The following is a 13,294-nucleotide window of genomic DNA, read 5'->3' on the forward strand; positions in this document are numbered from 1 at the left end:
TTTGCCACGAGACCATACATCCGCGTTTAGACCGATTGTGATCGGGACGAATCTCACCAGGCGTAGCGCACGGCGCCCTTGCCGGCATAGGCGCGCGTCTGGGGCGAGAACTCGCCCTCGAATGTTGCGGCAGCTGACCAGCCGCTCGCCCATTTCATCTCGACCGATGTCGTGGTGAGCGCGGAATCGCGCGCCCGCGCGGCGCCATTCACCGCAAAACTCGCGTCCGGAAGCACCAGAAAGCTCGCTGCCGCCGTGCGGTCGGGATTGAAATCATGGGCCCAGGCGAGGCGGCCGCGCAGGGTGAGGATGCCGTCCTGCATGGCGAAGGACTTGTCGCTGCGCAGGCCGAGCTCGCTGCGGCTGTCGGTGACGCGCTTGCCGGCGTAGCTCAGTGCAAAGGCCGAGGTGCCGGAGACGACTTGCTCGGTATAGGCCGGTTGATCGAACAAGGCAGCTTGCACGGCCGCATAGGGCGTCAGGCCGATGCCGCCATTTGCAGGCGCGACGAACCGATAGCCGGTTTCGACGCGGCCCGCCCACGAATTGGCCTTGTACGCCGCCCGCAGGCGATCGACGCCGGAGATCGTCACGGTGCGGTCGGTGGTGATGTCCTGCCAGCCATAGGCGAGTGCAGCGGTGATAAAGGCAGGGCCGTCGGCATGGCGCAGGTAAATGCCGGCCTGGAACAGATCGGAGCGGCCGGAGCCGAGACCATTGATACCGAAGCTGGTGCCGCCGCCAGCGAGTGCAAAGCCGGCCATTGTGCGCGGCGACAACCAGTGCTCGGCACCAACAGCAGTGGCGTAAGTCCGGCTCGTTGTGTCGTTGGAGCCGACGGCTGCGTTGCCGGAGGTGGATTGAGAGCCGCCGAGGCCGGCCGCCCACACATTCCAGCGCTGCTCGAAATTGCGGGGCGGGCCATCTGCCAACATCGCGAAGGCGTCGGTTCGCCTGGCGGCGCGATTCTCGTCGGCAAAGCCGGTCGCCGCGCCGGCGCCCGGCGCTCCCTGCGTGGTGGGATCGGTGAGCAGGCCTACGAACCGGCCCATCGCGTTGAACGTGGTCTGTTGGACGCCCGCTCCGGTCTCGCCGGATGCCTGGGTCAGGCCCGCCGGTGTCAACGCGCCGTAGACGGCGGGGATGCCGCCGGTGCGATTGAAGAAGCCCGTGAGTGCATTGCCGACGGCCTGCTGGTTGCCGTTCAATCCGCCGGGGATGGCAAAGTTCAGGACGAGGTTGAGATAGGCGTCGTTGACACCGTAGCTCAAGGTCGTCTGGAAATTCGACGGCAGGTTGGTGTTCACGAGCGAGGCGAATGTCGCGGAAACGCCGCCGCTTGCGGTGAGGATCGTGTAGGTCTTGCTGACATAGCTGCCATTGGCGAACACCGCATTCACGGTCGCGCCGCCGAGTGTCGCCGTGCCGTTGACGGTTGCGAACGACGCGCTCGATGGGTCGAGCTGCACCCGGTAGATCGCACCCGATTGCATCACGAGATTGCCGTCGATCGTCATCGACGATCCCGCCGTGCCATTGCCCGGCGCCAGCACGCCGCCGGCATTGATCGTCACCGTCAGGGGATCGACGAGTCCGCTGCCGGTGAGGGTGGCGCCGGCGTTCACCGTCACCGCCGAAGTGGCGGTGATCGCGCCTTCGACGTCGAGCACACCGGCATTCACGATCGTCGCGCCGGTGTAGGAGCTGGTTCCCGTCAGCACCAGCGTTCCGCTGCCGATCTTGGTCAGCCCTCCAGCGCCGCCAACGGCTCCCGACAGCGTCACGCTGTAGCCGTTGCTATCGAAGGTGCCGCCGCCCGCGTTGAGCGTCACGGACCGGCTGCTGACGAAGTCGGCAAGGACCTGCAAAGTGCCGCCACCAAAGCTCAGTCCACCCGACGCTGCGCCCAGATTCGAGTCGGAGGTCACGGCGAGCGTGCCCTGGTCGATGCTCCAGGGCGTCGCCGCCGTCGTCGTGCCGGTCAGCGTCCAGGTGCCGGTGCCGGTCTTCACGAAGGTCGAAAAGCCCTGATACTGCGCCGTGGTGCCGATACTGGAGACATCGAACGTGCTGTTCGCCGATCCACCGAGCCGGAACGTATCCGTGCCGGTGCCGACGACGTTGCCCGTGATGGCCGAGCCAGCCCACAGCTCCAGGACGTTGCTGCCGCCAGTGAAGGTGATCGCGTTGGCGCGGGTCGAACCGTCATTCAGTCCCCCGGAAATCGAGCCGCTGTTGATGATGGTGAGGTCGGCGCCCACCACGCCGGCGCCGCCCACGCCGTCACTTCCGTGCGTCGCTGAAGACGAGGCCGCGCCCGCATTGCCCGCATCGCCGCCGACGATGCTCCCCGAATTGATGAGCGTGCCCCCGCCGGCGAGGTAGACGGCGGCACCGCCGTTGCCGCCATCGCCGGCCGCGGATGTTTGGCTGCTGACGGGCGCGTTGCCGCCATTGCCGCCCTTGCCGCCGGCAATGGTGCCGGTATTGGTGAGGACGCCGCTGCCGGTCAGGAAGACGCCATAGCCTCCGTCGCCGCCGTCGCCGGCAAAGCCGTTCCCCGTCGTGGCCGCGCCGCCATTGCCGCCGGTGCCGCCGTTGACGGTGCCGGTGTTGGTATAGGCGAGACCGCTGCCGTTGACGACGACGCCATAGCCACCGGCGCCGCCGCCGCCAGCGGCGTAGTTGCCGGTCGTCGAGCCGCCGCGCCCGCCGGTCCCGCCGGTGATCGTCGCGGTATTGGTGGTATCCGTGGTCACGACGGCGCCGTGTCCGCCGCCGCCGCCACCGCCGCCGCCGTGGCTCGAGTCGCCATTGTTGCCGTTTTGGCCCTGTCCCCCTCCAGCAGCGCCACCGGCGCCACCGGCGATAGTGCTTGTGGAATCCGTCCCACCGTTGCCGCCGGTGACCCCGGCGCCGCCGCCGCCGGCGCCACGGGTCGCCAAGGGCGCGTCGCCCCCGGCGCCCCCGACGCCTGTCGCGGAGCTGGTTCCGCCATTTGGGAAGCTGACGCTGCCGCTGCCGCCGTCGCCGCCACGCGTCGCCTGCGCGAAGGCCGGGCTCGCAGCAGCAAGCGACAACGCCGCCGCAAGCCAGAACGGCCGGGCTCGCACCTGCGGTTGTCTTAGAGGTCCGCAGCGGTCGGACCTAACAGCGAACGGCACCTCATCCCCTTCGTGCGAAATCGCATGCGACGCGCCGGTTCAACCGACGCGATTTGCGCAAGACCTACCGATGCGGCGGCGCACCGAGAACTGCGACTTTTTGGGTGGATTGCATGATCGGTCGCCACCTGAGGCTTGTGCGCAACACGCAGGTCGTGCCAACGGAGAGACGCACACCTGTCCGGTTCGCCTGGAAATGTCCGTCTCGCCGCTCACCCCGTCACCGGATGCCGTCGCCGCGCTGCGCCGCCATCCCGATTTTTCGCGGGCCATGCGGTCGTCGGCGGAGGGGGCGGTCGCGATCTACCGGACCAACAAGCTCCTCAACCTGCTCCTGAGCGATCGCGCGCGGGCGCTGTTCACGCACGTCGCGCTCTACCTGCATTTCGGGCGGGCGGAGTCAGGCCTGACCGTCGGTGCGATGAAGGATCTCTGTGTCGAGCTGGGCCTTTGCAGCCGCGGCCGCTGCGAGGCCTTGCTGGCCCTGATGCGCGCCGGCGGGCTCTTGATGGCTGCGCCCAGTCCCGATCGCCGAAAGCGTCTGCTTGCGCCGACCGAGAAGCTGCTCGCCCTGCATCGGGTTCGCTGGGCGCGGCAGTTCGAGGCGATGCGATGCCTGTTTCCGGAAGCTGCGGACTACCTTGCCGCCGTGAGCAGCGACGCGTTCACGGAGGCCTTCGCCACAGCGCTCGGCCGGCGTTTCGTCGCGGGTCTTCGTGTCCTCGACAATGCGCCGGACCTCGAGCCGTTCGCGGAGCGCAACGCCGGCGTCGTGATCCTGTTCAGCCTCGCGCTGTCGGGAAACGAGAGAGATGCATTTCCGCCGGCAGCGCCGGTGCAGCTCTCAATCAATGCGCTTGCGAAGACTTTCTCTGTGTCGCGCAAGCACGTCCTGTCGTTGCTGCGGGACGCCGAAGACAGGAACCTGCTCGTGCGCAGCGGAGCTGCGAACAACGAGGTCACGCTGTCACCACGCGGACGCGAGGCTCTGGAGCAGATGCTCGCGACCATGTTTCTCTATCTCGCGCAATGCGCGGACGAGGCGCTCGGCGCTTGCACGGGAAGCGCCGAGCCGTCGTTGCAGACGGCAACGGCCGGTTAGGCCGCCGCAGTCGCCTGCATCCGCTTCACGTCCGGCGGCGTCGCCTCGTCGACCAGCGCTGCGATCGCCTCGGCGGTCGTCATCACCTTCTGCCCATCGCTGCCGAGCCGTCGGACCGAGACCGAATGCGTCTCGGCCTCCTTCTTGCCGACCACGAGCAGCGCCGGAATCTTGGCCAGAGAGTGCTCGCGGACCTTGTAGTTGATCTTCTCGTTGCGCAGGTCGATCTCGACCCGAAGCCCTGCGCGCCGCGCCAGCTCCAGCACCTGCTTGGCGTACTCGTCGCCTTCCGAGGTGATGGTCGTGACCACGGCCTGCACCGGCGAGAGCCAGAGCGGGAAGTTGCCGGCATAGTGCTCGATCAGGATGCCGATGTAGCGCTCCATCGAGCCGCAGATCGCGCGATGCACCATGACGGGCGGCTTCTTGCCGCCGTCATGGTCGATGTAGAACGCACCGAACCGTTCCGGCAGGTTGAAGTCGACCTGCGTCGTGCCGCACTGCCAGTCGCGGCCGATGGCGTCGCGCAGCACATATTCGAACTTCGGCCCGTAGAACGCGCCTTCGCCTGGATTGATCTCGGTCTTGATGTGATTGTTCTGCGTCTGGATCTCGCGCAGCACGGTCGCCATCACGCGTTCGGCGTGATCCCACATCGCGTCGGTGCCGACGCGCTTGTCGGGGCGGGTCGACAGCTTCACCGTGAGGTCGCCGGTGAAGCCGAAATCCGCGTAGGTCGACAGGATGAGATCGTTGATCTTCAGGCACTCTTCGGCGAGCTGGTCCTCGGTGCAGAAGATGTGCGCGTCATCCTGGGTGAAGCCGCGCACGCGCATCAGGCCATGCATGGCGCCGGACGGCTCGTAGCGATGCACCACGCCGAACTCGGCGAGGCGCAGCGGCAGGTCGCGGTAGCTCTTCAGGCCGTGCTTGAAGATCTGGACATGGCCCGGGCAGTTCATCGGCTTCAGTGCGAACCAACGCTTGTCCTCGGCCTCGTCGCCGGCCGACTGCGCCGCGAACATGTTCTCGCGGTACCAGCCCCAATGGCCCGAGGTCTCCCACAGCACCTTGTCGAGGATCTGCGGCGCGTTGACCTCGCTGTAGTCGCCGGTCAGGCGGCGGCGCATATAGGCGATCAGCTGCTGGAAGATGGTCCAGCCCTTCGGGTGCCAGAACACGACGCCCGGACCTTCCTCCTGGAAGTGGAAGAGGTCGAGCTCGCGCCCGAGCTTGCGATGGTCGCGCTTCTCGGCTTCCTCGATCTGCTTCAGATAAGCGTCGAGGTCCTCCTGCTTGGCGAAGGCGGTGCCGTAGATGCGGGTCAGCATCGGGTTGTTGGAATCGCCGCGCCAATAGGCGCCGGCCACCTTCATCAGCTTGAAGGCATTGCCGACCTTGCCGGTCGAGGTCATGTGCGGGCCGCGGCACAGGTCGAACCAGTCGCCCTGGTAGTAGATCTTGATCGGCTCGGTGCCGGGAATGGCGTCGACCAGCTCGACCTTGAACGCCTCGCCCTTGTCGCGGAATACCTGCTTGGTCTTCTCGCGATCCCAGACTTCCTTGGTGAAGGGTTTGTCACGCGCGATGATCTCGCGCATCTTCTTCTCGATCGCGGCAAAGTCTTCCGGCGTGAACGGCTCGTTGCGGAAGAAGTCGTAATAGAAGCCGTTCTCGATCACCGGACCGATGGTGACCTGGGTGCCCGGCCACAGTGTCTGCACGGCTTCGGCCAGCACATGCGCGCAGTCGTGGCGGATCAATTCGAGTGCGCGCGGGTCGTCGCGATTGACGAGCTCGATCCTGGCGTCGGCCTCGATGGGATCGTTGAGATCGGCGAGCGCGCCGTCGAGCGCCATCGCAACCGTGCGCTTGGCCAGCGACGGCGAGATGCCCTTGGCGATATCGAGGCCGGTGATGCCCTTGTCGAACTGGCGCTGGGCGCCGTCGGGGAAGGTGAGGGTGACTTTGGGAGCGGGGGTCACGGGCTTCAGGTTGGAGAGGCTGTACTGGAAGCCGGACTCGGATTTGGGCTGGTCGGTCATTGCTTTCTCCTGAGGCTCACTCCTGCGAACGAGCGCAGGTAAGCGGGAACGAGCGATATATCAGGGGATTCGGCCTGTGCAATCCGGCATTTCCAAGAAAGTGGCGCGCAAAACCCGCGGCGCAGCCTCAACTATTTGACGTTGTACCCTTTAACTCGTCACAAGCCGCCGCTACATGCGTTTGCATGGAAAATGCCCCTGCCGCCGGCCGTTTCGCGCCAACCGCCCTGATGCTTGGCAACCTCGTGACCGGCTGCTCCGTATTGGCGCCGGCGGGCATACTGCCGGAGCTGTCGGCGGGGCTTGGGATCACCATCCACGCGGCCGGGCTTCTGATCACCTTCGGTGCGGTGACGCTGTGCATCGGCTCGCCGCTGACGGCGTGGCTGACCAGCCGCATCGAGCGGCGGACTCTGCTCACCACCACGCTGGCAGTGCTCGCGCTCGGCAATCTCGCCTCGGCGTTTGCGCCCGACTACACGAGCCTCCTCGTCATCCGCCTGGTGATGCTCGCGGTCGGCGCGCTCTACACGCCGCAGGCGGCCGGCACCGCGGCGCTGATCGTGCCGGCGGAGCGGCGCGGCAGCACGATCGCCTATATCTTCCTCGGCTGGTCGCTGGCGGCCGCCGTCGGTCTGCCGCTGATCACCTTCATCGCCAGCCGCTATGGCTGGCGCGCCGCCTATGGCGGGATCGGCGCGCTCGGCCTCATTAGCTTCCTGTTGCTGCTGTTGCGCCTGCCGGCGGGCTTGAAGGGTACGCCGGTGGATCTGAAGACCTGGAGCGCGGTCGGCCGTAGCAGGACGATCTTGCTGCTGCTGGCGATCACCATGCTGCAAATGTCCGGGCAGTTCGTGGTGTTCACTTTCATGGGCCCGCTGCTGAAGAAGCTGACCGGAGCGAGCCCCGATGCGGTCGGCATGGTGTTCGCGATCTACGGCGTCTGCGGCTTCCTCGGGGTCGCCATCGCGACACGAATCGTCGACACTTGGGGGCCTTACCGGACCTCGCTGCTGTTCACCTGCCTCGTGCTTGCGGGCATCACCACCTGGGCGCTGAGCGCGGGCATCATCGCGTTGATGGCGATCGCGGTCGCGATCTGGGGCCTCGGCTTTGCCTCGACCAATTCGATGCAGCAGGTGCGGCTGGTCGCGGCTGCGCCGCCGCTTGCGCCGGCGACCGTCGCGCTCAACACCTCGGTCCTCTATATCGGCCAGGCCGTCGGGTCCGCCACGGGCGGATTGCTGTTCGCCCGCGAACTCCTGCATACGATCGGCTTCGTGGCGGTCGGCTTCGTCGTGCTGGCGCTGATCCTGGTGATCCTGACCCAGCCCCGGCCGGTTGCTGCTGGGACGGCTTGAAATCCCGCGTTTTCGTGCGTGCAAGGTGCTTGGCAAACGGCGCGTCAGAGCGCTAGAACGCCGGTCATGGGGACCAAAGAGAGTTGACTGAGATGAGGATGATTCTGGCGGTTGCTGCGGTGCTCTATTCAGCCTCCGCGTTCGCGCAAGCCGACAAGCCACCGATGGTCGGGGACAAGCCGCTGGTGCAGGTCAAGCCCAAAGGGACCAAGGCGGCGGCCGCAACTGCCGCGCCGGCGCCGAAGGGCAAGCCGCAATCGATCGCGGCGCGGCTCCAGGCCTGTCTCGAGATCGACGACGGCACCAAGGACCGTCTCAACTGCTACGACGCGGTGATCCCGCCGGCGCCGAAGCCGAAGCCGGCGAAGGCCAAGGGGTACGCCGATTGCCGCTTCTTCAAGGAGGAGGATGAGCGGCTGGCCTGCTTCAACGGCTTTGCCGAGAGCATTCCGAAGCTGCCGAAGAGCTAAGCGTTCGCGTTCAGTCGCGGACTATCGGCTCGAGGGCGATGAAGCGGTGGCTGCTACGCGCGTGAGCGCCAGCGCCGGCGTCGCCGACATCTTCACCAGCACGTCCTTGAGCGGATCCCGCGTCCAGGCGCGGGTCACGTAGTCGCGATGGGTGATGCCGTCGCCGGTCTCCACGAACACCACGCTGCCGGGACGTAGCGGCCCGTCCATGTCCTCGGAGACGCTGATGCCCTTCTGCCTGAGCATGCTCATCAGCTCGCGGTCGCGCCGTGCGGTGTAACGGGTGTAGGAGCTGACGAAGAAGCCGGAACGGTGGCTCTCGATCCAGGAGGCGAACTTGTCCATTTCGCCATAGACGGCGTCGAGCAGCACGACGCCGCGGACGCGGTCGCTGATGCCGCCGACCTCTAAGCTCCAGGCCGTCGGCAGGAAGCCGCCGCTATAGCCGACGATGACGATCGGCATGTTGGCGAAGGCGCGCGCGCTGTTGGGATCGCCAGTGAGGTGGGCGAGGTGGCTCGCCGATTCCTCCATGAAGCGCTTGAAGCCGCCCGGCTGCCAGAATTTTCCGGCGCTGGAATCGGCGGCATCGACCGCCATCTGCGGCGCAAGCAGGATGGCATTGGCGCCGGAATCCGTGATCTGCTGCGGCACCAGCTGCCGGTTGCGCACGTCGCGCTCAAGCGTCGCACCATTGCCGTGGAAGAACACCACGATCACGCCCGGCTTGCGCGCGTCGAAATGCTCGGGCACGTGCACCAGCACGCGGCTGTCGCTGTAGGTCTCGTCCTGCCAGTAGACGCGTCCGGAATAGCTGCGGTGGCCGCGGCGGTCACCCTTGGAGATGTTGAGGAACGGTGCGTCGGATGCGGGGTTGTTGCCGAAATAGGGAAAGGCCGACGACTTCATGCTGACGAGCGTGGTCAGGTCTTCGCGCGGCGGCCGCTGGTAGGGGACTTGCGGCGCGAGCGAGGCGACCTTGTAGGGCGCCTGCTCCGGCTGCTGCTGCACGGCACGCTTGGGCGAGAAGTCCGACATCTGCCGTTGCAGGAAACTCTCGCTCGCCAAGGGGAAACGTTCCCTGAATTGCGGTGCGGGGAAGCGGTCCTCGAATGTGTCGCCGCTGGCAACTTGTTGGGTATTGGTCTTGGCGACCACCTGGACATTGGCCTGCGAGTGCGCCGCGAGCGCCGCCGGATCAGGCGCCTTGCCGCATTGAACCAGCGTGAGCGACAGCGGTACCAAGACTGGGATCAGCCCGAGCCGGAGCGCACGACCGTGCCGACCGGACGAGGCCCGATCGGCACGAATGTCAGCTCTCGTGTTTGGAACGGCCCCGACCATCCACCCATGACCCCAATCCAGCGGGCAACGTTTAAGATAATTGAGCCGACTGGCGTTTAGGCGACGTTAACTGTCCGGAGAAACTTCCCCACATCCGGAACGCTGAAAAGGACCATGCAATCGTGTCGTGATTGTGGGGAGGGGAGGCGGGATACTCCGGTGCTCGCGCTGCTTTATTGCCCGGGAGCATGCATAAGCGGTGCTGAAATACCGATATCCTTTGCCTCATTTAGCCCTTGTTAACCCTGCTTGAATTGACTGGACCAAACTGCACGATGCTACCCACGAGGCGTGACGCCTGAGGTTAAGGACCCCAATGACGGCATCAGATGCGGGACCCGCGCCCTGGACTGGCCGGCTGACCGGGAGCGGAGCCGGGGTCTCCGTTCTGGTCGCAACCGCCATCGTCGTTGCCGACATGATCGGGGTCGGCGTCTTCACCAGCCTCGGTTTCCAGGTCAAGGACATCCCGTCCGGCTTCTCGATCCTCCTGCTCTGGACCGTTGGCGGCATCGTCGCGCTGTGCGGGGTGTTCGCCTACAGCGAGTTAGGCGCGATGTTTCCGCGCTCGAGCGGCGAGTACAATTTCCTTGGCCGTGCCTATCATCCAGCCTTCGGCTTCCTCGCCGGCTGGGTCTCGGCGACGGTGGGCTTTGCAGCGCCCGTGGCGCTCGCGGCGATGGCGTTCGGCGAATATGCCAAGTCGGTCGTTCCCGATCTGCCGCCGATCCCGCTTGCCATCGGCGTGGTGTGGCTGGTCTCGATCGTGCAACTGACCGGCGTCAGGCACTCCTCGACCTTCCAGCTGATCTCGACCATCCTGAAGGTCGTGCTGATCGTCGCCTTCCTGGTCGCCGGATTCATCATCGGCGCGCCGCAGCCGATCGCCTTCACGCCGCAGCCGGGCGACCTCGCGCATATCGTCAGCGCGCCCTTCGCGATCGGGCTCGTCTTCGTGATGTATTCGTTCTCCGGGTGGAATGCCGCGACCTATATCATCGGCGAGATGAATACGCCGCAGCAAAGCCTGCCGCGTGCGCTGCTCGCGGGCACGCTGATCGTGCTCGTGCTGTATGTCGCGCTGAACGCAGTGTTCCTCTATTCCACGCCGGTCGGCGCGCTCGCCGGCCAGCTCGACGTCGCCAGCGTTGCCGGCACCGCCATCTTCGGCAGCCTCGGCGGCCGGATCGTTGGCGCCATGATCTGCGTCGGCCTGATCTCCTCGATCAGCGCGATGATGTGGATCGGCCCGCGCGTGATGATGACGATGGGGGAGGACATTCCGGCCTTACGCGTCTTCTCGAAGCGATCGGTCAGCGGTGCGCCGGCCTATGCCATCCTGTTCCAGCTTGCGGTCGCGACCCTGCTGCTGTTCACGCGCAGCTTCGAGGCCGTGCTCGACTTCATCCAGTTCGCGTTGTTGTTCTGCTCGTTCTTCACGGTCGCCGGCGTCATCAAGCTGCGCATCACCGATCCCGATCTGCCAAGGCCCTATCGCGCCTGGGGATACCCGTTCACGCCGCTCGTTTTCCTGCTCGTGACCGCGTTCATGATGTACTACCTCCTGACCGAGCGGCCGGTGCAGTCGCTCGCGGGGATGCTCGTCATGCTCTCGGGCCTGCTGATCTATGCTATTTTCCGCGGGCGGCCGGTTGCCGCTGGCAATTCATCACACCGCGAATAAACATGTTCCGACCCATGAGAATTGCGGCCGTCGCTCTTGCCCTCCTGGCTGCGGCCGTCTCGTCCGCGCGGGCCGCCGACGTCACCTTTGACGATACCGCGCGCTTCCTCGCGGGCATGCAGCCTTCGGCGGACTCGCCGTTGGTGCCGCTGACCAGGGACCCCAACTGGCAGCATCACGCAAAATTCTTCGACAACGCCTTCGCCCAGCTCGAGCAGCGGCAAATATCGAAGATCCGTGCCTGGGCCGACGTCAATCTGGCAGCGCCCCGGCCGACCATGTTCTACATGTTCAGCGGCCCGGACTTCCTCTACGCCAATGCCTTCTATTCCAAGGCCAGCACCTACGTGCTCGGCGCGCTGGAGCCGGTTGGCGCCGTGCCCGACCTGACGCGGCTGCCGCGCGGTTCGGTCGGCGCCGCGCTCTACAATGTCGAGCGCTCGCTCGGCTCGATCCTGAGCTTCTCCTTCTTCATCACCAAGCAGATGAAGGTCGACCTGCACACCAACCAGGTCCACGGCACCTTGCCGATCCTCTATGTCTTCCTCGCCCGCTCCGGCAAGACCATTCGCAACGTCGAGATGGTCGCGCTCGACAACAAGGGCGGGATGCATGTGGGGAACGACAATCCGGGACCGAACGCGGCGCGCGGTGTCCGCATCACGTTCGCCGGCAGCGACGGCGAGGTGCGCACGCTGTATTATTTCTCGACCGATCTTTCGAATTCCGGTGCGCGTGCGACCGGTTTCCTGAAGTTCTGCGAGACGCTGGGCCCCGGCAACAGTCTGCTCAAGAGCGCGTCCTATCTCTTGCACTCCGGCAACTTCACGGCCGTCCGCGACTGGCTGCTCGCCAACAGCGCCACCATCGTCCAGGACGATTCAGGCATTCCGCTTGCCAACTACAATGCACGGCAATGGCGCTTCTTCCCGTTCGGCCGTTACCTCGGGCCGATCAGCGAATTCCCCGGACGCTACCAGGAGCGCTACGCCGAACTGTTCACGCGCGCCCAACCGATCGACTTCGGCGTCGGTTATCGCTGGCGCATGCATGAATCCAATCTCCTGTTGTCGGTGAAAGTGCCGGGAAGCGAGACCGCGCCGGCGGCGGAGACGATCTCGTCGGACGAGCCGGCGCCCAGGCCGCCGCGTCCGAAGCGGCCGCGTCCGCCTGAGCCGATCCCGCCGCCGCCCGGGCGTTTCTTCTGGTTCCGCTAAAGCATGATCCGGAAAAGTGCGAAGCGGTTTTCCGGAAAGATCATGCGTAAACAACAACCTGAAGCGCGATGACGATTCATCCAAATCGCATCGCGCTTTAGGCTATTCGCTGAGGCCCGGCGTCAAGGAGTCTGGGCGACGACCACCAGAATCTCCGCCTTCTGCCGCCCAAGGCTCCTGACCTCGTGCGGCGTCTCGCCTGAGAAATACAGACAGTCGCCCTTGCCGAGCTCGAGCTCCTCGCCGTCGAGCTTGATCGCGATCCTGCCGTTGATGACGAACAGCAGCTCCTCGCCGGCATGCGAGGCGCGGGTCGCCGCCTTGTGCGGCGGACTGAGCAGGAACGGTTCCATCATCTTGCGGGTGCGGCCGGTTGCCAGTGGCACCACGCCAAACGTGTCCTGGAACAGCGGCACGTTGCCGCCTTCGCGGCGGAACAGCGTGTAGCGTGGCGCCGGCTCGGCGTTCGGGTCGAAGAAGTTCGCGACATTGACCTCGAGGGCGGCGGCCATCCGAAGCAGGGCGGCGAGCGAGGGGATTTTCAGGTTGCGCTCGACCAGCGAAATGTAACCGCGCGTGAGGTCGCTCTGCCTCGCAAGCTGGTCCAGCGTCAGGCCCTTGGCAACCCGCGCCTGGCGAATGTTGGCCCCGACCGCTGTCGCCTTGCTGACGTCAAGCACGCAAGAATCTCCCGAACTGCTCGCGCCTGTTTTGCAACAGATGGCGCCCGACTGCCAGCCCGGCGGGCCACGCAGGCCGCGCCGGTCCCATGCAGGTGTATTCCAAAGGAAAACATATGAGTAGAAATTTCGGGCAGGGCCGAGGATATTATGAGCAAGTGAACTGGGATAGCCTGTAAATTAGCTGATTTTTAGTGCAAATCGTCAGCCTTGCCGCGATCGTCGGC

Annotated in this window: 9 protein-coding genes; 5 read left to right on the forward strand and 4 right to left on the reverse strand. The window is 65.6% G+C overall.

The genetic code is table 11. From position 1 onward, the window contains the following. Window positions 1–53 precede the first annotated feature (53 nt). Window positions 54–3,113 carry an autotransporter outer membrane beta-barrel domain-containing protein gene (locus JQ592_RS08715; protein ID WP_349630453.1) on the reverse strand — a complete coding sequence of 1,020 codons (3,060 nt, stop codon included), beginning with the start codon at window positions 3,111–3,113 and terminating at the stop codon, window positions 54–56. A gap of 247 nt (window positions 3,114–3,360) precedes the next feature. Here JQ592_RS08715 and JQ592_RS08720 point away from each other — a divergent pair, with 247 nt between their 5' ends. Continuing rightward, on the forward strand, window positions 3,361–4,266 hold the full coding sequence (locus JQ592_RS08720; protein ID WP_211402423.1) for a hypothetical protein: 906 nt from the start codon (window positions 3,361–3,363) through the stop codon (window positions 4,264–4,266). Here the strand turns inward: JQ592_RS08720 and thrS are convergent. Next, complete coding sequence (gene thrS, locus JQ592_RS08725; RefSeq protein ID WP_211402424.1) at window positions 4,263–6,311, reverse strand: threonine--tRNA ligase; 2,049 nt, start codon at window positions 6,309–6,311, stop codon at window positions 4,263–4,265. The genes JQ592_RS08720 and thrS overlap by 4 nt on opposite strands. Before the next feature lie 185 nt (window positions 6,312–6,496). Between thrS and JQ592_RS08730 the strand changes: the two genes are divergently transcribed. Further along, window positions 6,497–7,672, forward strand: coding sequence for an MFS transporter (locus JQ592_RS08730; protein WP_211402425.1), 1,176 nt, complete (start codon window positions 6,497–6,499; stop codon window positions 7,670–7,672). 92 nt (window positions 7,673–7,764) lie between these two features. Then, window positions 7,765–8,142: a hypothetical protein gene (locus tag JQ592_RS08735; protein WP_183240621.1), complete on the forward strand. Its 378-nt coding sequence runs from the start codon at window positions 7,765–7,767 to the stop codon at window positions 8,140–8,142. A 21-nt stretch (window positions 8,143–8,163) separates the two neighbouring features. Here JQ592_RS08735 and JQ592_RS08740 read toward each other — a convergent pair whose 3' ends face one another. Beyond that, window positions 8,164–9,486, reverse strand: coding sequence for an alpha/beta hydrolase (locus JQ592_RS08740; protein WP_211402426.1), 1,323 nt, complete (start codon window positions 9,484–9,486; stop codon window positions 8,164–8,166). Between the two features lie 316 nt (window positions 9,487–9,802). Between JQ592_RS08740 and JQ592_RS08745 the strand changes: the two genes are divergently transcribed. Both JQ592_RS08745 and JQ592_RS08750 read left to right on the forward strand, forming a co-directional pair. Further along, on the forward strand, window positions 9,803–11,170 hold the full coding sequence (locus JQ592_RS08745) for an APC family permease (RefSeq protein WP_211402427.1): 1,368 nt from the start codon (window positions 9,803–9,805) through the stop codon (window positions 11,168–11,170). Between the two features lie 14 nt (window positions 11,171–11,184). Next, window positions 11,185–12,387: a hypothetical protein gene (locus tag JQ592_RS08750; protein ID WP_246820252.1), complete on the forward strand. Its 1,203-nt coding sequence runs from the start codon at window positions 11,185–11,187 to the stop codon at window positions 12,385–12,387. A 122-nt stretch (window positions 12,388–12,509) separates the two neighbouring features. Here the strand turns inward: JQ592_RS08750 and JQ592_RS08755 are convergent, their stop codons facing one another. After that, window positions 12,510–13,067 (reverse strand): helix-turn-helix domain-containing protein, encoded by a 558-nt coding sequence (locus JQ592_RS08755; protein WP_211402429.1) that lies wholly within the window; start codon window positions 13,065–13,067, stop codon window positions 12,510–12,512. Window positions 13,068–13,294 lie beyond the last annotated feature (227 nt).

Origin of the sequence: Bradyrhizobium iriomotense, assembly GCF_018129405.1 — a bacterium.
Taxonomy (GTDB): domain Bacteria; phylum Pseudomonadota; class Alphaproteobacteria; order Rhizobiales; family Xanthobacteraceae; genus Bradyrhizobium; species Bradyrhizobium iriomotense_B.